This is a genomic window from Tsuneonella sp. HG094 (genome assembly GCF_053819285.1).
In genome coordinates this window covers 2666925-2687027 of sequence record NZ_JBSORA010000001.1, presented here as the reverse complement: position 1 = coordinate 2687027, position 20103 = coordinate 2666925, and the positions used below count along the sequence as shown (strand labels likewise).

The following is a 20103-nucleotide window of genomic DNA, read 5'->3' as shown; positions in this document are numbered from 1 at the left end:
TCTGGCGGCGCGACGCGAACCGCTTATAGCGCGCGCCGATGGGCGACAAGCACGCTACGAAATGGCTGGATGGCGAGGACGCGGCAGCGATCGCCCGCGCGGCCGCGCTGCTCGAATCGGGCGGTCTCGTCGCGCTGCCGAGCGAGACGGTCTATGGCCTCGCAGGTCGCGCCGATCGCGACGATGCGGTGGCCGCGATCTACCGCGCCAAGGGCCGCCCCGAATTCAATCCGCTGATCGTCCACGTCGCTGGCCTGGAAGCTGCCGAGCGGATCGCCCATTTCGATGCGCGCGCATTGAAGCTGGCCGAACATTGCTGGCGCGGACCGCTCACGATGGTGTTGCCCCTGCGCGCGGATGCGGGCCTCGCCCCTGCGGTGACCGCGGGCCTGCCGACCGTGGCCGTGCGCGCGCCTGCCAATCCGATCATGCGCGCAGTCCTGGAGGGCACCGGGCTGCCGCTCGCCGCCCCTTCGGCCAATCGCAGCGGCACGGTAAGCCCGACAAGCGCCGACCATGTCATGGCCACGCTCGAAGGGCGAATCGACGCGGTGCTCGACGGCGGCCCTTCGCCGCACGGGCTGGAATCGACGATCGTCGCGGTGCGTGAAGGCGGCTGGCAGCTTCTGCGCGAAGGTCCGGTGCCGCGCGAAAAGATCACCGACCTGATCGGCCCGCCGATGGACGTCGCCTCGCGCAAGATCGAGGCACCGGGCCAGCTGCTGCAGCACTATTCGCCCGGCAAGCCCGTACGACTGGACGTTCTCGTGGCCGAAGACGGCGAGTTCCTGATAGGGTTCGGTCCGATCGAGGGGCATACCTCGCTGTCGCGCAAGGGCGACCTGTCTGAAGCGGCGTCGCGGCTCTACCGCTGCCTGCACCTGGCGGCGGCGGCGGCCGAGGCGAGGGTAGCGGTGGCCCCGGTGCCGGAAGAAGGAATAGGCCGAGCGATCAACGACCGGTTGCGGCGGGCCGCGGCCTGATCGTCAGCGCTGCGGGTCGGCCTCGTAGGGGACCTGCGGCATGAGCGCGCGGATCTCCGCGTTGACCGAAGCCGCCTCGTCACACGAGCGGCGATTGCCTTCGAGACACTGCCTTTCGAGCTTGGTGCGCTTGCGTTCGAGCTGACCGAGGCGCTCCTCGCGCTTGCGGATTTCTCGTCCGCGCTTCTCGTCGGCCTCGGACTGGCTCGTGGTCGCCATGTCGACTGCTTTGGACGCTACGCGCACGGGCGCGGTTGCGACGTCGAATGCGGTCTTGGCGAGACAGCCGGATAGGCCGAACGCCATCAGGGGCAGAAGTACAAGGGCAGGGCCGCGCATCGAGCAATCCTTTCGATGCGCGGCCCTTAGGTCAACGGGTGTTGCGGTTCGATGAACCTATTCGGGGGTCGCCGGGGCGCTCGGCGGCGCGGGCGGTGCCGGGGGAACGGGGCCGGTTGGGGCGGCATCGACGGTCGTGGTGTTGGCGGGATTGCAGTGCAGCGTGCCCGAGCCCATCGACTTGATCGTGCATTTGGCATTGCCGCTCACCGTCACGTCGCCCGAACCCATCACGTTTGCCTCGACCGTGCCGTCGGAGGCGAAGGCGGCCTTGCCCGACCCGGCAATGGTGACTTCGGCGGTGTCAGCGGTAAGCCCGGCCATGTCGCCCGCACCCGACCCGGCGATGGTGAGTTCGAGCTCGGAGGTCCTGCCCGAGGCGCGGTAGGTGCCGCTGCCCGCGATCGTCACTTCCAGCGACTTCGCATCGACGCCGTCGGTCTTCGCGGTGCCGCTGCCGGCAATCGTGATCTCCGCCTCGCCCGAGAGTGCTGCAGCCTCGAGCGTGCCCGAACCCGCAAGCACGACTTTTTCGAGCGACGGCAGCGTGACCATCACGCGCGCCTTGCCCTCGGTCTTCTTCGCTTCGGAATCGCGCATGATGCCGAGAGTATCGTCCTTCAGCGAGAAGCGCAGCGCGGCGACCGCTTCGGCATCGCCGCTGGCCTCGATCTTCAGTTCGCTACCTTGGGTGACGATCACCGAATCGGGCCCGGCCAGGACGATCCCGGTCGGCGTCTTGCCGGCCGTGTCGAGCTCCGCGAGCGGCACGCCGTTCTCTCCGTTGATCGAAATGTTGCCGTCGCAGCCGCTGGTGGCGAACGCGGCGGCGAATACAATTGCGGGAGCGATCCCGCGCAGAATCTTGTGCAGCATGGTCGAACTCTCCTGCGTGACCGGTTTGGCGTATTGCCGATATAATACAGCAAACGGCTCCTCGCAACGCCACAAACGAAAAGGGCCGCCCCTGCGGGCGGCCCTTCGTCGTGTCCAGTCGACCGTTGATCGAACTCAGGCGGTTTCGGCCTGGTCGTAATACTGCGGCGCGTGCTCGCGCAGCACCGCGAGGATCTTGCCCAGCGCGGCCGGTTCGTCGGTCTTTTCCATCGCCGCGAGCTCGCGGGCGAGCCGACTGGAGGCCGCTTCGAAAATCTGGCGCTCCGAATACGACTGTTCGGGCTGATCTTCCGGACGGAACAGGTCGCGGGTAACCTCGGCGATCGACACAAGGTCGCCCGAGTTGATCTTCGCTTCGTATTCCTGCGCGCGGCGCGACCACATGGTGCGCTTGACCTTCGGCTTGCCCTTCAGGGTCTCCATCGCTTCCTTGAGCGTCTTGTCGCTGGAGAGCTTGCGCATGCCGATCGATTCGATCTTGTTGACCGGCACGCGGAGCGTCATCCGCTCCTTCTCGAAGCGCAGGACGTAAAGGTCGAGCTTCATGCCGGCGATTTCCTCGCTCTGAAGCTCCACCACACGGCCGACGCCATGCTTGGGATAAACAACGTAATCACCGACTTCGAAGGCAGGGGCCTGGCTCGCCATCTATGGTCCTTTCGTGCGGACGAGGACGACCACGCGACCAAATTTCCTTCTCGTCCGAGCAGGGCGCCCGGCCGCGAAAACCCAGTCAATGCGTTGAAGTGCTGCGCCCTTTCCAACTTCTTGCTTGTCGCCGGGAATCGCTCACCAGCGGGCTTGTTGGATTATATAACACGTTCGCAACAAAATTTCCACCCCCGCGCGCCGAGCGCGCGGGATGGCGTGTTACGGAAGGATAACGCGCGGCCTGAGCCGGGGGATCAGTCGCCTTCGCCCGGTTCCGCGGTGAAGAACTTGTCGAACTTGTCCGCTTCGCCCTTATGCTCGTCGGCGTCCTCGGGCGGTTCCTTTTTCTGGGTGATGTTCGGCCATTCGGCAGAGAATTTTGTGTTCAGCTCCAGCCACTTTTCCAAGCCGTCCTCGGTATCGGGCAGGATCGCCTCGGCCGGGCATTCGGGCTCGCACACACCGCAGTCGATGCATTCCGAAGGGTTGATGACGAGCATGTTCTCGCCCTCATAGAAGCAGTCCACCGGGCAGACCTCGACGCAGTCGGTGTACTTGCACTTGATGCACGCGTCGGTGACGACGTAGGTCATTGCCTCTAGCCCCTCTCAGGCGGTTGGTGGTCGTCCGCTGCTATGCCGCCAATGGGTCCGCGGTCAAGCGCGCGATAGCAGGCCTGCGCTTCGGACGCCGGTCCGCGGCGGGCGGGCAGGGCAACGATCTCGATCACGCGAACCCCGCCGGGTAGCGGCAAGGTTATCGTATCGCCGATTGCCACGTCCTGGCTGGTGCGCAGCACACGGGAGCCGTTGCGCCGCACGTGTCCCTCGCCGACGAGCGCCTGCGCGAGACCGCGCGTCTTTGTCAGCCGCAGTTGCCACAGCAACTTGTCGATCCTCATAGAGCGAGGTCGGCGAGCGCGGCGAAAGCGCTGCCCTCGCGTGCTTTGGGCTTGTCCGGCGAGCGTTCGCGTGGGGCGGGTCGCCAGGTCCAGCGATCGGGGGCCGGCGGGCCGAACGCGCCGGGCGCCAGGCGGCGACCGCGCTGGAGCTTGAACCCTGCCGTGCCGAGCAGCCGCACCCAGCTTTCCGCCGTGAGCCCCGTCGAAACGGCCAATGCGGGTTCGAGCGAGAAATGGCGAACACGCGCCTTCGTGCGCGCGTCGAATGCCGCACGCACCAGCTTGTCGGCCACGTCCACCCGGACCGCCTGCTCACCCGCAGGACGGTAGCCGGTCGGCAGGTTGCGCGCACTCGGCAGGACCGAGGGCATGTGCGGCTGGAGCGGCCGCCGATCGATCCCCGCATCCTGGAACGCGCGCCGTGCGGCAGGCTTGAGGAGCGCAGGCGCGAACACATCGAGCGCGCCGAAGACGACGCCAAGGCGGCGCAGGTACGGACGCTGTTCGCGCGGCAGGTGCTCGATCCCCGCCCGTTCGCGCGGCAGGGACCCGTGCGCGGCGACTAGATGGAGCAGCAACGCCCGTGCCTGGCTGCCGGCAGCCGGATCGCGCGCCGCCGTTTCCAACGCGGCCAGCGGGGCGAGCGCGGCAAGCCGTTCCGCGAGCCATCGCTCCATCGCGACAAGGAGGGCGCGGCGTTCTGAGTCGGGGACTTGCGCAAGGTCGCGCGACGCCACGAGACGGTAAGCGAGCGCGGAACGCCCCTGCTCTAGCCGCGCCAGTTCGCGCCCGTTCCAGCGCAGCGCGCCGCCTTTGAGTTCCACGCCGGACGGGTCTTTGGCAAGCGCCTTCGCGCGCTGTCCGAGCAGCCTCGGCAGCGCCTTCTCCGCTGCCGCCAGCAGCATCCGGCGATCGGCGTGGTTCGCCAAGGGATCGACCACAAAGCGGAATCCCTCGAGGTGTCCGATTGCCTCGCCCTCCACCGTCACGACGTCATCGGACGCGAGCGCGACGGGGAGCAGGGCAGGGTCGGTGCCGAGGCTCTTCATCAGGATCGCGGTCCTTCGGTTGACGAAACGTTCGGTCAGGCGGGCGTGGAGCGCATCCGACAGCCGCGCCTCGACCGCGCGCGCACGCGCCGCCATCTCGTCGCGGGCGAGCACCCAGTCCGGTCGCTGCGCGATATAGGCCCAGCTGCGGATCGCGGCGATGCGGCCCTGCAGCGTGTCGATATCGCCCTGTGGACGGTCGAGCTCGGCGATGCGCGCTGCGACGTAGTCCGCCCCCAGGTGCCCGTGCCGTAGGTCCTCCCACAGCCGCGCGACGAAACGCGCATGGGTGTCGGCTCCGCTCTGCCGGAAATCGGGAAGCGAGCACGCTTCCCACAGACGCCGCACGACACCCGGTGTCGTGACGTCGCGGGCGATCGGGTCTTCGGCAAGCCGCTTGAGCACCGCGAGGTCGATCGCTTCGGGCGCGCGGACGAGGCCTGCCTCGGGCGGCGGCGATTCGAGGTCGGCGATCAGCGCGCCCAGCGTATCGAACCGCGGCTCCGCCTCGCGCCAGTAGAGCGCGGTCAGCGGGGCAAAGCGGTGTTCCTCGATCGCGTAGACTTCCTCGTCAGTGAACTCGGGCGACTGGCCACCTCCCATGCCCGAGAGCGTGCCGAAGGTTCCGTCGGTCTGGTGCCGCCCGGCGCGACCGGCGATCTGCGCCATCTCGGGGGGGGTCAGGCGGCGCTGGCGCACCCCGTCGAACTTGGAGAGACCGGCAAACGCGACGTGACGCACGTCGAGGTTCAGGCCCATGCCGATCGCATCGGTGGCGACGATGTAGTCGACCTCGCCTGACTGGAAGAGCGCGACCTGCTTGTTGCGCGTCTCGGGGCTGAGGCCGCCCATCACCACCGCCGCGCCGCCGCGGAACCGTCGCAGCATCTCCGCCACCGCATAGACCTGCTCGGTCGAGAACGCGACCACAGCGCTTCTCGGCGGCAGGCGGCTGAGCTTGGTCGTCCCGGCATAGCGCAGCGTGGAGAAGCGCGGGCGGGTAACGATCTCGGCTTTGGGCACCAGCGCGCGGACCATCGGTTCGAGTGTCGAGGAGCCGAGCAGCATCGTCTCCTCGCGTCCGCGCGCATGGAGCAGCCGGTCGGTGAAGATGTGCCCGCGCTCGCGATCAGCCGAGAGCTGCGCCTCGTCGAGCGCGACGAAAGCGTGACCTCCACCCAGGCGCGGCATCGCCTCGGCAGTGCAGAGGAAATAGCGCGCGTCGGGCGGTTCGATCCGTTCCTCGCCGGTGATCAGAGCGACCGATTTTTCGCCCTTGAGCACGACGACCCGATCGTAGACCTCGCGTGCCAACAGCCGCAGCGGAAAACCGATCGCGCCGCTCGAATGGCCGCACATCCGCTCGATGGCGAGGTGGGTCTTGCCGGTGTTTGTCGGCCCGAGGACCGCCTTGATCGTCACGCGGCGTAATGTGGCACCGCCGTTCCCGGCCCGCAACCGTCCGGCTCCGGCCTCCCACAACTCGCCGCGCAGGGGAGTCGGATCGTCCGAATTTAGGGCGATGTTAACTTCAATCGGCGAGGGAGTTCGGGCACGGGACCCGCCGGGTTCCGGGTCGCGCCGGGTTGGATCTCCGTCGCGCGACCTGCTTGAGTGGAGGGCGTCGGTGTTTCAACCGCGCGAAAGCGATGCGTCGGGGCATGGCCCCGCCGACGGCGTGCCGGGCTGGCGCGCCGCTGCGCTGACGCACGCGCAGATCGCGCCCGAACCCGATACGCAGGTCCTCCGCCGCGTTCGTAGCCTTGCCGAGCGCTGGGACGCCTGGCGCTGGAGGGCCGAGGAGCGCCTTGCCGACGTCGACCTCGCGCCTGACCTTGCCGAGGCGATCGGCAGCCGCCGCTGGTTCCGTGGGCTCGGAACGTTCCTAGGCCTCTCGGCGCTCAGTCTTGCGTTCTGGCCGGGCATCGCTCCGCTCGAAGCCGCGCCCGCGACCCGGGTCGACGATGCCGTGCGCGACGAATTCCGCAGCCAGATGATCATGCCGCTGGCACTCGGCGCCGATAGCGGCCGCCAGATGGGCGCGACGGCGAAGGTCGTACCGCTGAAGGCCGCGCCCGAGCGGCCGCGCCTCGAAGTGTCCGCCACGCTGGCGGCCGGCGACAGCTTCACCCGCATGCTCCAGCGCGCCGGGCTCGGCAGCGCGGACATCGCGCGCGCCTCGGGCCTCGTGTCGCAGGCGATGGCACTGGGCGACATCGCTCCGGGGACGAGAATCGACATTACCCTCGGCCGCCGTCCGGCACCGGGTGCGCCGCGCCCTCTCGATGCGCTGGCTTTCCGCGCGCGGTTCGACCTAGCTCTCGAGATCGAGCGGTCGGGTGGCGGACTCGCGCTCGAACGCAAGGCGATCCGGGTCGACAACACCCCGCTGCGCATTCGCGGGGTCGCGGGCGACAGCCTCTATCGCTCGATGCGCGCGGCGGGAGCGCCCGCAAGCGCGGTGCAGCAGTACCTCAAGACACTGGGCGAGCAGGTCGACCTCGACGAAGGCGTTCGACCGACCGACACCTTCGACATGATCCTCTCCTACAAGCGCGCCGCCACCGGCGAGCGGCAGGCGGGGCAATTGCTGTACGCGGGCATCGATCGCGGCGGGAAGCCGCACACCCAGCTCATGCGCTGGGGCAGCGACGGGCGTTTCTACGAAGCGTCGGGCGCGGGCGAGCAGCGCAGCGGCTTGCTGGCCCCGGTGCCGGGCGCGGTGACCTCGCGCTTCGGTATGCGCCGCCACCCGATCCTCGGCTATTTCCGCCGCCACGCGGGGATGGACTTCAAGGCGAGCTACGGCACGCCGATCGTCGCGGTGACCGATGGCGTCGTGGCGTCGGCGGGGCGCGCGGGCGGCTGCGGCAACGCGGTGCGGGTGAACCATGCAGGCGGCATCCAGACACGCTATTGCCACATGAGCCGGATGGCGGTGTCCTCGGGCCAGGGCGTCCGGCGCGGGCAGGTGATCGGCTACGTCGGCTCGACCGGCCTCTCGACCGGTCCGCACCTTCACTACGAGATGTATCGCGGTGGCGCGGCGGTCGATCCGGGATCTGTGCAGTTCGTCACGCGCGCGCTGCTGAGCGGCGAGAGCCTTCGCCGCTTCAAGGGCGTGCTCGCGCAGCTCAAGCAGGTCGAGACCGGCGCGGCGTTGACTCCGCTGGTGCCTGCCGCCGCCGAGGCTTCGCGTGAGGAGCCGTTGCGCGAGATCGATCGCGTCGGCGAGTAACCGCGCGCGATTGCGCGAAGTCGCTGGTTGCGGCAACAGCGCAGGCCATGACCGCCGCCTATCCCAACCTGCGCCTGCGCCGAACCCGCGCTTCAGCGTGGAGCCGCGCGCTCCACCGCGAGACGGTGTTCACCCCCGCCGACCTAATCTGGCCGCTGTTTGTGACCGAGGGTTCGGGGGTCGAGGAACCGATCGCCAGCCTGCCCGGCGTCTCGCGCTGGTCGGTCGACGGTATCGCGAAACGTGCGAAAGAAGCGCTTGATCTCGGCATTCCATGCCTCGCATTGTTCCCGAACACGCAGGCCGACCGCCGCAGCGATGACGGGGTCGAAGCACTCAATCCCGACAACCTGATGTGCCGCGCGATCAAGGCGATCAAGGACGCCGTGGGCAACGACGTGGGCGTGCTGACCGACGTCGCGCTCGATCCCTACACCAGCCACGGGCAGGATGGGCTGCTCGACGATGCGGGCTACGTCGTCAACGACGATACCGTCGCGGTGCTGGTCGACCAGGCGATCAACCAGGCGAACGCCGGCGCTGACGTGATCGCCCCGTCCGACATGATGGACGGACGGGTCCGCGCGATCCGCATGGCGCTCGAGATGAACGGGCACCCCAACGTCCAGATCATGGCCTATGCCGCCAAGTACGCGAGCGCGTTCTACGGCCCGTTCCGTGATGCGGTCGGCTCAGGCGGGCTGCTCAAGGGCGACAAGAAGAGCTACCAGATGGACTCGGCGAATGCGGAAGAGGCCTTGCGCGAAGTTGCGCTCGACCTCGCCGAGGGCGCAGACAGCGTGATGGTCAAGCCGGGGTTGCCCTATCTCGACATCGTGCGGCGGGTGAAGGACCGGTTCGAGGTGCCGGTCTTCGCATACCAGGTGAGCGGCGAGTACGCGATGATCGAGGCGGCCGCTGCGGCGGGCGCGGGGGATCGCGACGCGCTCGTCCTCGAAACGCTGATGGCATTCAAGCGCGCCGGTTGCTCGGGCGTGCTGACCTACCACGCCGCGCACGCCGCGCGGCTCCTCAATGGCTGAGTTCGCGATCCGGACCGAGCGGCTGACCCTGCGCGACTGGCGCGACGGCGATGCTGCGTTCTTTTTCGAAGGCACCAATACGCCTGCGGTCATGCGTTGGCTCGGCGGGGCGATGGACGACGGCGGCAAGCAGGCGCTGCTCGACCGGGTAGCGGGATGCAGCGCGGCGAACGGATTCTGCTTCTGGATTGTCGAGCGCAATGACGATGGGGCGATCCTCGGCTTTTGCGGCCTCAAGCGCGCCGATGCGCCCGGCTCTTCGGTGACCGGAGAGATGGAAGTGGGCTGGCGCCTGCGCGAAGACGCCTGGGGCCAGGGCTACGCAAAAGAAGCCGCGACCGCCGCGCTCGATGCCGCTTTCGGCCGCTTCGGCGCGGACGAGGTCGTCGCGCTGACGGTGATCGAGAACACCGCGAGCTGGGGCCTGATGGAGCGGCTGGGGATGCGCCGCCGCGCAGAGCTCGACTATGCCGACAATCGCTTCGAACCGCCCCTGCGCGACACGATCGTCTATTCGATCGATCGCAGGCGCTGGACGCAACCGGGATGAACGCACGCCGCCGGACCACCTTCGTCGCGACAATCCTGCTCGGCAGTTTCCTGCTCTTCCTCGTCCAGCCGATGGTGGCGCGCATGGCGCTGCCCCGACTCGGCGGAGCGCCCAATGTCTGGAACAGCGCGATGCTGGTCTATCAGGCGCTGCTGCTCGCCGGCTATGCCTATGCCCATGCGCTCGGCCGCCTGAACCTGCGTCGGCAGGCCATCGTGCACATCGCCGTGCTGGTCGTTGCCGCGCTAACCCTGCCCATCGCGCTTGCCGATCTGCCGCCCGCTGCACCGGGTGCAGAAGTGCTGTGGGTGCCGCTCCTGTTCCTCGTCACGATCGGACCGCTGTTTTTCGCCGTGTCGGCGCAGGCGCCGCTGATGCAGCGATGGTATGCCGCCGATCCGGACGCCGGCGATCCCTATCCGCTCTATGCCGCGAGCAACCTAGGCAGCTTTGCCGGGCTCTTGGCCTACCCACTCTTCGTCGAGCCGCTGTTGCCGCTGCGGTGGCAAAGCGCGGGCTGGGCCATCGGATACGCCGTGCTCGTCGTGCTCGTGTTCCTCGCAGCGCGAGCGTTGCCGGCAACGGAGACCGATGCGTCTTTGAAAGCGCCCGACAACGACGACCCCGTCTCCGGCCGAATAATCCTCCTGTGGCTGGCGCTTTCGGCGGTCCCGTCGGGACTGATGCTGTCGACGACGACGTTCCTGACCACCGACATCATGGCGATGCCGCTGCTGTGGGTCATTCCGCTGGGGCTGTATCTGCTGTCGTTCTCGATCGCCTTTGCCGCCTCCAGGAAGATCGCACACATCGTCATGCGCTCGTCAGCCGCGCTGGTGATGGTGCTGGGCGCGGCGATGATCCTGCTGGGCGCCAAGGGCTCGATAGCAGCCGCGCTGGTGAGTGTGGCATTGCTGTTCGTCGTCGCCGTGGCGCTCCACGGGCGACTTTACGAGACGCGGCCGATCCCGGCACGGCTGACGCTGTTCTACCTCGCCATGTCGGCTGGGGGCGCGCTCGGCGGAGCGTTGACGGCGCTGATCGCGCCCGTGCTGTTCGACTGGACATGGGAGCACCCCCTGCTGATCGTGGCGGCTGCCTTGCTCGTGCCAGTGCCGCATTATGCCCGGTGGACCGAGCGCCTTTCCGTGTCGCGCGACCGTCCCGAAGTGGCCATGGCCCTCGTCCTTGCGGTGTGCCTGCTCGCGGTCGCTGCGCTAGCGCGGGCTTACGGCGCAGAGCACCGCTCCCCGCTTGCCATACAGAGCGCGCTCGCCGTGGTCGCCGTCCTCATGCTGCTGCTCGTGCGTTGGCGACTCGCATTCGCCGGACTTCTTGCGCTCACCATGCTGGCGGTCGGCCTGACCGATCAGGTCCGCACCAGCCTTTCGGGAGATCGCAGCCGCAGCTATTTCGGCATCTACTCGGTGCGCGATGTTGATGCCACCGCGCGGTCGCTTGCGCACGGCACGACGCTCCACGGCATCCAGCTTCGTACGCCTGGGCGAGAGCTTGAGCCTACGACCTATTACGGTCGCACGTCGGGCGTCGGTCTTGCCCTTGGCGCGGGGGATGCCGTGCTGGGCAGCCATGCCCGTATCGGCATCGTCGGTCTCGGCACGGGTACCTTGGCCTGTTACCGTCGACCCGGCCAGACCTGGACGATCTACGAAATCGACCCGGCAGTTCTCGCGCTGTCCCGAAACGGCCGGTTCACCTTCATCGAGCGGTGCGCGCCAGATGCGGACATCGTCATCGGCGACGCCCGGCTCGAACTCGCCAAAGCACCGGAAGGCGAGCTCGATTTTCTGGCGATCGACGCATTCTCTTCCGACGCCGTCCCTCTCCACCTGCTGACCGACGAGGCGTTCAAGGTCTATCTCGACAGCCTGGCGGACGATGGCCTTCTGCTCGTGCACATCTCCAACCGCTATATCGATCTTGCCCCGCCCATCGCGGCCATTGCCCGGGCGAACGGACTTGCCGCGATCCAGCGGACGGATATCGGCGTGAAAATGCCACTGACGCCGTCGATCTGGATCGCCCTGTCGCGCGATCCGGCGCGCCTTGCCGCGCTGCAGCGGTCGAGCGCGTCAGAATGGACGGAATTGGACGACACCGGACACCCTGTCTGGACCGATGACTTCGCGTCGATCCTGCCCGACCTCAACTGGAGCAAATTCCTGTGACCATGCACCGCCCCGGCGTGCGGATCGTGCCGATCCACGGCAAGAGCCCGCAGATTGACAACAGCGCCTTCATCGCGCCCGGCTGCACGATCATCGGCGACGTGACGATCGGGGCGGAAAGCTCGGTCTGGTACAACTGCGTGCTGCGCGCGGACACCACGCGGATCGTGATCGGCAAGCGGACGAACATCCAGGACGGCAGCGTGCTCCACGGCGATCCGGCGCGTCCGGGCGACCCGGATGGCAGCCCGCTGATCATCGGCGACGATGTGCTCGTCGGCCACATGGTCATGCTCCACGGCTGCCGGATCGAGGATCGCGGCTTCGTCGGCCTCGGCGCGATCGCGATGAACAAGGCGGTGATCGGCCCCCATGCGATGCTTGCGGCGGGAGCGATGCTGACCGAGGGCAAGGTCATGGCCGAGCGCGAGCTGTGGGGCGGGCGGCCTGCGCGCAAGATGCGCGACCTCGACGACATGGCCGTCATGGGAATGCGCATGGGCGTGGCGCACTACGTCGAGAACGCGAAGGCGCACATGGCCGCGCTGGCAGACGAGTCGCGCGGCGCGACTTAATCCCTGATCAGGCCTCTCAACGCCTCGATCCGGTCGGCCTCGTGGGGGGGCTTGTCCCAGCGAATGCGGTGGATGCGGGGGAAGCGCATCGCCAGGCCGGACTTGTGGCGTTTGCTCTCGTGCACCGAATCGAACGCGACCTCGAACACCAGGCTGCGGTCGGTCTCGCGCACCGGGCCGAAGCGATTTGTGGTGTGGGTGCGGACGTGGCGGTCGATCTTCTTCAGTTCCTCGTCGGTGAAGCCCGAATAGGCCTTGCCGACCGGCAGCAGCTCAGCCCCCGCATCGGGATCGCCGTCCCAGCAGCCGAAGGTGTAGTCGGAATAGAAGCTGCTGCGTTTGCCGCTGCCTCGCTGGGCGTACATCAGCACGCAGTCGATCAGCAGGGGATCGCGCTTCCACTTGTACCACAGGCCCACACGCCGCCCGGCGATGTACGGCGAATCGCGGCGCTTGAGCATTAGTCCCTCGATCGCGTCGTCGCGGGTGCGGCTGCGGACTTCCGCGAGGTCGTCGAAGTGCGCAGCCTCGATCACCTGGCTGAGGTCGAAGTGGCTGTCGGGCAGGCGCGGCATCAGCGCCTCGAGCGCCGCGCGCCGATCGCTCCAGCCCTGTTCGCGCAGATCCCGCCCTTCGAGGATCAGCACGTCGTAGAGGCGAACGAACGCGGGATAATCGGCGAGCATCTTCTTCGCGACGGTCTTGCGCCCCAATCGCTGTTGCAGCGCGTTGAAGCTCGCCGCGCCGCCTTCCTCCCCACCTTGATGGCTACCGCGCACCAGCAGTTCGCCGTCGAGCACCGCGTCCATCGGGAGCACCTCCAGCAGCTCGGGGAAAGTCGCCGAAATATCGTCGCCGCCGCGCGAATAGAGCCGCGTCTCGCCGCTGATCCGCACAAGCTGGACCCGGATGCCGTCCCATTTCCATTCGGCCGCGTAGTCGGAGAGGTCGACGACCGTGTCCTCGAGCGGGTGGGCCAGCATGAAAGGGCGGAAGGTCGGCATGTTGGCCGTGTCGGGCGGTGCCTCGCCGTGCGCGGCCCAGGCGAAGAGCGGCGCGTAGGGCGGAGTCAGCCCGTGCCAGTGCTCCTCGACCTCCTCGACCCCGACGTCGAACGCCTGCGCGAACGCGACCTTCGCGAGTCGGCTGGAAATGCCGATGCGCATGGCACCGGTGGCGAGCTTGAGCAGCGCGTAGCGGCCTGAACTGTCGAGCCGGTCCATCAGCGCGGGCAGTTCGGTGTAAACCGACTTGCGGTTCATCGCGGCGAGCAGGGCGACCGTTTCGCCGACGGTCGGCGGGTCGGGAGGATCGGCGGGAGACGGCCACAACAGGCTCGCAGTCTCAGCGGTATCGCCCACGAAATCGCGGCTCAGCGTCCACAGCACGGGGTCGATCCGATCCATCAGCATCGTACGGATCGCCGACGATTTGACGGCAGGAAAGTCGAGCCCGTCGGTCAGCGCCGCGAGCGCCCATCCGCGATCGGGATCAGGCGTGGCGCGCAGGTATTCGGCGATCAGCCGCAGCTTCTCGTTGCGGCTGCGGGTGTAGACCAGCGCGTCGATCAGGGCGGCGAGTTCCTCCACCGTCCCTAGTCGTCCTCGTCCTCGTAGCCCACCAGCGCCAGCGCGCGGGCTTTGCGCTGGTGCAACTGGTGCCAGCGCAAGAGCGCCTCCTCGCGGCCGTGCGTGATCCAGGTCTCGCGCGGGTTCACTTCCTCGACCGTGCGGGTGAGTTCGCCCCAGTCGGCGTGGTCGGAGATGACGAGCGGCAGCTCGACGTTGCGCTGGCGCGCGCGCTGGCGGACGCGCATCCATCCGCTCGCCATCGCGGTTATGGGGTCGGGCAGGCGGCGGCTCCAGCGGTCGTTGAGCGCCGAGGGCGGACACATGACGACGCGACCGCGCATGTCGTCCTTGGCCGCGTCGCTCACCAGCCGCAGTTCGCCGAGGTTCACGCCGAATTCCTCGTAGAGGCGGCACATCCTTTCAAGCGCGCCGTGAAGGTAGATCGGTTCGTGGTGGCCCGCCGCGCGCAGCTCGGCGATCACCCGCTGCGCCTTGCCCAGCGCATAGGCACCCACGAGCACGCAGCGATCGGGATGCGCGGCGAGCCGGTCGAGCAGCTTCTTCATTTCGTCGGCGATCGGAGGGTGGGTGAACAACGGTAGGCCGAAGGTCGCCTCCGTCACGAAGATGTCGCAAGGCGTGACCTCGAACGGCGGACACGTCGGATCGGGGCGGCGCTTGTAATCGCCCGTCACGACCACACGCTCTCCCGCATGCTCGAGCAGGATCTGCGCGCTGCCGAGCACATGTCCGGCGGGAACGTACGTTGCGCGCACGCCGCCCTTGAGTTCGATCGATTCGCCGTAGGGCACCGGCACCGCCTCGTGCCGGACCAGACCCTCTCCGTCCTCTGTCCCCGTGCGGTAGCGCAGCTCCATGATCGCCAGCGTCTCGGGGGTCGCCACGGTGACGCCGTGGCCCCCGCGCGCGTGGTCGGCGTGACCGTGGGTCACGAGGGCATGAACGACAGGGCGTGACGGGTCGATCCAGGTGTCGGCCGGGACGACATGGATGCCGTGCGGCTCGGGCCTGATCCATGCGAAGTCGCGCGCCATCGGTCGATTCAAGCGAAAGGGGCGCGAAGCGTTCCCGCCGCGCGCCCCTTTGTCGTTCGTTGTTCGGGGATCAGCTCTCGCTGTCGCCCTTAGAAACGTCGGCACTCTCGTCCGCCTTGCCTGCGGGCTTGGCCTTGCCCTTGGCAGGCTTGGCCTTCTTGGGCGGGCGGACCTTGGGCGGGGCCGGAGTCAGCTCGAAGGCGGGCTGGCCGTCCTTCAGGCTCACGTGGACCTCGCCGCCGCCCGACAGCTTGCCGAACAGCAGTTCTTCCGCGAGCGGCTGCTTGATCTTTTCCTGGATCAGGCGGGCCATCGGCCGGGCACCATAAAGCTTGTCGTAGCCCTTTTCGGCCAGCCAACCGCGCGCATCGCTGTCGAACTGGATGTGCACGTTCTGGTCGGCGAGCTGGAGTTCGAGCTGAAGGATGAACTTGTCGACCACCCGCGCCACGGTCTCGCGGCCGAGATAGCTGAACGGCACGATCGCATCGAGCCGGTTGCGGAATTCGGGGGTGAACATCTTCTTCACCGCCTCGTCCTGCGCGTCCTCCTTCGACACGTCGCCGAAGCCGATGCCCTGCCGCGCCATGTCGCTCGCACCCGCGTTGGTGGTCATGACCAGCACGACGTTGCGGAAATCGACCGTCTTGCCGTGGTGGTCGGTCAGGCGGCCGTTATCCATCACCTGCAGCAGGATATTGAACAGGTCGGGGTGCGCCTTTTCGATCTCGTCGAGCAGCAGCACGCAGTGCGGTTGCTGGTCGATCGCATCGGTCAGCAGGCCGCCCTGGTCGTATCCGACATAACCCGGAGGCGCGCCGATCAGGCGGCTGACGCTATGCCGCTCCATGTACTCCGACATGTCGAAGCGCTGCAGAGGGATGCCCATGATGCTGGCGAGCTGGCGGGCGACCTCGGTCTTGCCGACGCCGGTCGGGCCGGAGAACAGGAACGAGCCGATCGGCTTGTCCGGGTCGCGCAGGCCCGCGCGGCTGAGCTTCATCGCGGTCGACAGCTTCTGGACCGCCGCGTCCTGGCCATAGACGACCTGCTTCAAGTCGCGTTCGAGATGCTCGAGCGCCTTTTTGTCGTCGCTCGACACGCTCTTGGGCGGGATGCGCGCCATCGTCGCGATGACCGCCTCGATCTCGCGGGCGGTGATCTTCTTCTTCCGTTTCGACGGCGGCACGAGCATCTGCATCGCGCCGACCTCGTCGATCACGTCGATCGCCTTGTCGGGCAACTTGCGGTCGTTGATGTAGCGCGCCGACAGCTCGACCGCGGTCTTGATCGCGTCGGGCGTGTAGGTGACCTTGTGGTGATCCTCGAATGCGCTGCGCAGGCCTTTGAGGATCTTGATCGTGTCCTCGACCGTCGGCTCGTTCACGTCGATCTTCTGGAACCGGCGCAGCAGCGCGCGGTCCTTTTCGAAGTGGTTGCGGAACTCCTTGTAGGTGGTCGAGCCGATGCAGCGGATCGTCCCGCCGCTGAGGGCGGGCTTGAGCAGGTTCGACGCGTCCATCGCCCCGCCGCTGGTTGCCCCGGCGCCGATCACGGTATGGATCTCGTCGATGAACAGCACCGCCTCGGGCATCTTTTCGAGTTCGTTCACGACCTGCTTCAGCCGCTCCTCGAAGTCGCCGCGATAGCGGGTGCCGGCGAGCAGCGCGCCCATGTCGAGCGAGTAGATTACCGCGTCCTGCAGAACCTCGGGCACGTCGCCCTCGATGATCTTGCGCGCGAGGCCTTCCGCGATCGCGGTCTTGCCGACGCCGGGATCGCCCACATAGAGCGGGTTGTTCTTGCTCCGGCGGCAGAGAATCTGGATCGTCCGATCGACCTCGGGGCCCCGTCCGATCAGCGGATCGACCTTGCCGCCCTTGGCCTTTTCATTGAGGTTGACGGTGAACTGGTCGAGCGCGCTCGCGTCCTTGCCGCCGCCCTTCGCTTCCGCCTTGGCTTCCGACGGGCCTTCGCTATCGCCGCTGCCCTGCGGCGGCTTGCTTTCGAGCTGCTTGCCGCCCTTGCCGATGCCGTGGCTGATGTAGCTGACCGCGTCGAGGCGGCTCATGTCCTGCTGCTGCAGGAAATAGACCGCGTAGCTGTCGCGTTCGGAGAACAATGCGACCAGCACGTTGGCGCCCGTCACGGTATCCTTGCCCGAGGACTGAACGTGAAGGATTGCGCGCTGGATAACCCGCTGGAACCCGGCGGTCGGCTGCGGATCGGCCTCGTCGCTGGTCTCGAGCTTCTGGTATTCCTCGTCGAGGTAGCGGCGGACCACTTCGCCCAGTTCGGCAAGATCGACCCCGCAGGCGACCATGACCGCCGCGGCATCCTCGTCGTCGATCAGCGCGAGCAGAAGGTGCTCCAGCGTCGCGTATTCGTGGCGCCGCTCCGCCGCGCCGGCAAGAGCGCTGTGAAGGGTCTTTTCGAGGTGCTGGGCGAAACTGGGCATTCAGGTATCTTTCGCTTGGGTTTGCTCTCCGCCGCCGGGCGGAAAGAGTGCGGGCCGAGGGTTAATTTCGGCATAACGTGGCGATTGCCACCGATATGGGAAGCGGCCCGGCAAATGCGAGGCCGGACGCGTCAACTGGATGGCTTCCCGAACAAGGCGTCGGCGGCGCTGCGATGCGCCGCGGCGGTGAGGCGATGCTTTTCCACGCGGACGATTTCGGCCTCGAGCAGCGCGATCCGCTCCTGCAGCTCGTCCTGCGAATAGGGGGAAAGGTCCTCCTTCGCGAGGAGGCTCGCCGCGTCGCCTTTCGGCCGGGGACGGTCAAGGTCGTCCATTGCAGCGCAGCATCGCGCGCTCGCCCGCTTGCTGTCAATGGCCCGTCCCGCTAGTCCCCGGCGCGTTGCGTTGCGCTGTCGCAATCGCGCAACAGGGGTAAGCAAGGGGCGTGACGTTGGCCAAGGCCATTCCCGAAACCATGACCGCGATGGGTTACGATGCGCCCGGCAAGCCGGATGTCTTTCGTCCCGAGACAATTCCCGTACCGCAGCCCGGGCCGGGCCAGGTGCTGATCCGGGTCGCCTATGCCGGGGTCAATCGGCCCGACGTGATCCAGCGGCAGGGCTTCTATCCGCCGCCGCCGGGCGCTTCGCCGATCTGCGGACTCGAGGTGGCAGGTACCGTGGTCGCGATCGGCAAGGGTGTCGAACCCGAACTCCTCAACCACGAGGTCTGCGCGCTCACGCCGGGCGGGGGCTATGCCGAATACTGCCTCACCGATGCACGGCACTGCCTGCACATCCCGGAGGGACTCTCGCTGGCCGAGGCCGCCGCGCTGCCCGAAACGCTGTTCACCGTCTGGCACAACGTGTTCGAGCGCGCCTGGGCCATGGAGGGAGAGACGATCCTCGTCCACGGCGGCACCAGCGGGATCGGCACGATGACGATCATGCTCGCCAAGGCATTCGGCCTGATCGTGATCGCTACCGCCGGCAGCGCGGACAAGTGCGCGGTGATGCGCGATCTCGGCGCCGATCTCGCGATCGATTACAAGACGCAGGACTTCGTCGCCGAAGTGAAGGCGTTCACGCAGGACAAGGGCGTCAACGTGGTGCTCGACATGGTTTCGGGCGATTACGTGGCGCGCAATCTCGAGTGCCTGGCCGAGGACGGCCGCCACGTGACCATCGCGGTGCTCGGCGGGATGAAGGCCGAGATCAACATGGCGCTGGTCATGCGCAAGCGGCTGACGCTGACCGGCTCGACGCTCCGCCCGCGCACCGACGATTTCAAGGCGCTGCTGGCGGACGAGATCCACCGCACCGCCTGGCCACTCGTCGCCGATGGGACGGTGCGCCCGGTCATGCACAGCACGTTCCCGCTCGCCGAAGTCGGCGCGGCGCACGCGCTGATGGAAAGCGGCGACCTCGTCGGCAAGATCGTGCTGGAAGTCGCCGCATCCTGATGGTGTCGATCCCGGCGACCGATTGACACGGTTCCGTCACACTGACGCGCAAACGACCCCGAACCGTCGCACGGATTTCGCATCTTTGCCCTATCGTCTGCATGACCGAGGCAGGCGAAGGACAGGGACGATGCTGCAGGATTGGGAAGCCGGGTTCGTCGGCAACAACCCCGGAATCATCGCGCGGATGCCGCGCCCCGCAACTGCCGCTCGGGTGGTGATCAACCTCGTGGGTGGCCGCCGGATCTGGCGCTCGGCTCGAGAAAGCCTGCCCTCCGCTGCCTGAGCGAAGCCGGGAGGCCTTGCTCTCCCGCCCCCTATGGCCTAGATCGGTGCCACACGGCCGCCCCGCGAGGGGCGGCCCTTCTATTTTCAGGACCCGATCATGGCCGACCAACCCAAGCCGCTCATGCCGCACGCGACCGCCACCTGGCTGGTCGACAACACCGCACTCTCGTTCGAACAGATCGCGGAATTCTGCGGCCTTCACATCCTCGAAGTGCAGGCGATGGCCGACGATCTCGCCGGTGCCAAGTACACCGGCCGCGATCCGGTGCACGCGGGCGAACTGACCAACGAGGAGATCGAGAAGGGTCAGGCCGACTCGACCTATTCGCTCAGGATGCACAAGGCGCCGGTCGCGGTCAGCCGCACCAAGGGTCCGCGCTACACACCGGTGTCGAAGCGGCAGGACAAGCCCGACGGCATCGCCTGGATCCTGCGCAACCACCCCGAGGTGTCGGATGCGCAGATCGGCAAGCTGATCGGCACCACTCGCAACACGATCACCGCGATCCGCGAGCGCAGCCACTGGAACATCCAGAATATCAACCCGAAGGACCCGGTCACGCTGGGCCTGTGCTCGCAGCGCGAGCTCGATGCGATGGTCGCCAAGGCCGCCAAGAAGGCGGGAATCGAGGAAGATTCCGTCGCCCGCGACGCGCGTTTCGGCACCGACCGCGACGCGCTGATCACCGAGCTGCGCGCCGAGCGCGATGCGGCGGCGAAGGCGGCGGTCGAAGCCAGCCAGGAAGCCGAAGCCGCCGCCTGGCTCGAAGCCAAGCGCGCCGAGGAAGCCAGCGAGGGCTGACGTTTCCATTGGCATAACTTGCCAAGCGGGCGCGCTTGGCCCATCCTTTTTA

19 protein-coding genes are annotated in these 20103 nt (G+C 67.5%); 9 read left to right on the top strand and 10 right to left on the bottom strand.

Going from position 1 to position 20103, the window contains the following annotated elements; translation table 11 throughout:
• Positions 1 to 38 precede the first annotated feature (38 nt).
• On the top strand, positions 39 to 983 hold the full coding sequence (locus ACWPMX_RS13305) for an L-threonylcarbamoyladenylate synthase (RefSeq protein WP_455700472.1): 945 nt from the start codon (positions 39 to 41) through the stop codon (positions 981 to 983).
• A 3-nt stretch (positions 984 to 986) separates the two neighbouring features.
• Here the strand turns inward: ACWPMX_RS13305 and ACWPMX_RS13300 are convergent, their stop codons facing one another.
• The 6 genes from ACWPMX_RS13300 to ACWPMX_RS13275 all read right to left on the bottom strand — a co-directional run bounded on the left by ACWPMX_RS13300 (position 987) and on the right by ACWPMX_RS13275 (position 6278).
• The gene (locus tag ACWPMX_RS13300) at positions 987 to 1322 is read right to left on the bottom strand and encodes a hypothetical protein (RefSeq protein WP_455700471.1); all 336 of its coding nucleotides are present in this window, start codon (positions 1320 to 1322) and stop codon (positions 987 to 989) included.
• A gap of 57 nt (positions 1323 to 1379) precedes the next feature.
• Positions 1380 to 2198 carry a head GIN domain-containing protein gene (locus tag ACWPMX_RS13295; RefSeq protein ID WP_455700470.1) on the bottom strand — a complete coding sequence of 273 codons (819 nt, stop codon included), beginning with the start codon at positions 2196 to 2198 and terminating at the stop codon, positions 1380 to 1382.
• Between the two features lie 135 nt (positions 2199 to 2333).
• On the bottom strand, positions 2334 to 2867 hold the full coding sequence (locus ACWPMX_RS13290) for a CarD family transcriptional regulator (RefSeq protein ID WP_455700469.1): 534 nt from the start codon (positions 2865 to 2867) through the stop codon (positions 2334 to 2336).
• Positions 2868 to 3124: 257 nt separating this feature from the next.
• Complete coding sequence (gene fdxA / locus ACWPMX_RS13285) at positions 3125 to 3463, bottom strand: ferredoxin FdxA (RefSeq protein WP_455700468.1); 339 nt, start codon at positions 3461 to 3463, stop codon at positions 3125 to 3127.
• A gap of 5 nt (positions 3464 to 3468) precedes the next feature.
• Positions 3469 to 3771, bottom strand: coding sequence for an RNA-binding S4 domain-containing protein (locus ACWPMX_RS13280; RefSeq protein ID WP_455700467.1), 303 nt, complete (start codon positions 3769 to 3771; stop codon positions 3469 to 3471).
• Complete coding sequence (locus ACWPMX_RS13275; RefSeq protein ID WP_455700466.1) at positions 3768 to 6278, bottom strand: helicase-related protein; 2511 nt, start codon at positions 6276 to 6278, stop codon at positions 3768 to 3770. The genes ACWPMX_RS13280 and ACWPMX_RS13275 overlap by 4 nt, the downstream gene beginning before the upstream one ends.
• Before the next feature lie 64 nt (positions 6279 to 6342).
• On the opposite strand from ACWPMX_RS13275, the gene ACWPMX_RS13270 reads away from it, so the two are divergent.
• Genes ACWPMX_RS13270 through ACWPMX_RS13250 form a run of 5 tightly spaced genes read left to right on the top strand, consistent with a single transcriptional unit; the run spans position 6343 to position 12415 of the window.
• Positions 6343 to 8058, top strand: a complete 1716-nt coding sequence (locus tag ACWPMX_RS13270; RefSeq protein ID WP_455700465.1) for a peptidoglycan DD-metalloendopeptidase family protein — start codon at positions 6343 to 6345, stop codon at positions 8056 to 8058.
• Between the two features lie 47 nt (positions 8059 to 8105).
• On the top strand, positions 8106 to 9101 hold the full coding sequence (gene hemB / locus ACWPMX_RS13265; RefSeq protein WP_455700464.1) for a porphobilinogen synthase: 996 nt from the start codon (positions 8106 to 8108) through the stop codon (positions 9099 to 9101).
• The gene (locus ACWPMX_RS13260) at positions 9094 to 9651 is read left to right on the top strand and encodes a GNAT family N-acetyltransferase (RefSeq protein WP_455700463.1); all 558 of its coding nucleotides are present in this window, start codon (positions 9094 to 9096) and stop codon (positions 9649 to 9651) included. The genes hemB and ACWPMX_RS13260 overlap by 8 nt, the downstream gene beginning before the upstream one ends.
• Positions 9648 to 11840 carry a fused MFS/spermidine synthase gene (locus tag ACWPMX_RS13255; protein ID WP_455700462.1) on the top strand — a complete coding sequence of 731 codons (2193 nt, stop codon included), beginning with the start codon at positions 9648 to 9650 and terminating at the stop codon, positions 11838 to 11840. Before ACWPMX_RS13260 ends, ACWPMX_RS13255 begins: the two co-directional genes overlap by 4 nt.
• A 2-nt stretch (positions 11841 to 11842) precedes the next feature.
• A complete protein-coding gene (locus ACWPMX_RS13250; RefSeq protein WP_455700795.1) occupies positions 11843 to 12415 on the top strand; it encodes a gamma carbonic anhydrase family protein in 573 nt (190 codons plus the stop codon).
• Here ACWPMX_RS13250 and ACWPMX_RS13245 read toward each other — a convergent pair.
• From ACWPMX_RS13245 to ACWPMX_RS13230, 4 genes are all read right to left on the bottom strand, one after another.
• Positions 12412 to 14004 carry a cisplatin damage response ATP-dependent DNA ligase gene (locus ACWPMX_RS13245; protein WP_455700461.1) on the bottom strand — a complete coding sequence of 531 codons (1593 nt, stop codon included), beginning with the start codon at positions 14002 to 14004 and terminating at the stop codon, positions 12412 to 12414. The two genes, ACWPMX_RS13250 and ACWPMX_RS13245, sit on opposite strands and share 4 nt — an antisense overlap.
• Before the next feature lie 5 nt (positions 14005 to 14009).
• Positions 14010 to 15041: a ligase-associated DNA damage response exonuclease gene (locus tag ACWPMX_RS13240; protein ID WP_455700460.1), complete on the bottom strand. Its 1032-nt coding sequence runs from the start codon at positions 15039 to 15041 to the stop codon at positions 14010 to 14012.
• Positions 15042 to 15111: 70 nt separating this feature from the next.
• Complete coding sequence (gene clpA, locus ACWPMX_RS13235; protein WP_455700459.1) at positions 15112 to 17499, bottom strand: ATP-dependent Clp protease ATP-binding subunit ClpA; 2388 nt, start codon at positions 17497 to 17499, stop codon at positions 15112 to 15114.
• A gap of 131 nt (positions 17500 to 17630) precedes the next feature.
• On the bottom strand, positions 17631 to 17834 hold the full coding sequence (locus tag ACWPMX_RS13230; RefSeq protein WP_455700458.1) for a DUF1192 domain-containing protein: 204 nt from the start codon (positions 17832 to 17834) through the stop codon (positions 17631 to 17633).
• A 140-nt stretch (positions 17835 to 17974) separates the two neighbouring features.
• On the opposite strand from ACWPMX_RS13230, the gene ACWPMX_RS13225 reads away from it, so the two are divergent.
• The 3 genes from ACWPMX_RS13225 (at position 17975) to ACWPMX_RS13215 (ending at position 20051) form a co-directional block, all read left to right on the top strand.
• A complete protein-coding gene (locus tag ACWPMX_RS13225; protein ID WP_455700794.1) occupies positions 17975 to 18961 on the top strand; it encodes an NAD(P)H-quinone oxidoreductase in 987 nt (328 codons plus the stop codon).
• A 130-nt stretch (positions 18962 to 19091) separates the two neighbouring features.
• The gene (locus ACWPMX_RS13220) at positions 19092 to 19247 is read left to right on the top strand and encodes a hypothetical protein (protein WP_455700457.1); all 156 of its coding nucleotides are present in this window, start codon (positions 19092 to 19094) and stop codon (positions 19245 to 19247) included.
• 99 nt (positions 19248 to 19346) lie between these two features.
• Positions 19347 to 20051, top strand: coding sequence for a DUF1013 domain-containing protein (locus ACWPMX_RS13215; protein ID WP_455700456.1), 705 nt, complete (start codon positions 19347 to 19349; stop codon positions 20049 to 20051).
• The last annotated feature ends 52 nt before the right edge of the window (positions 20052 to 20103 follow it).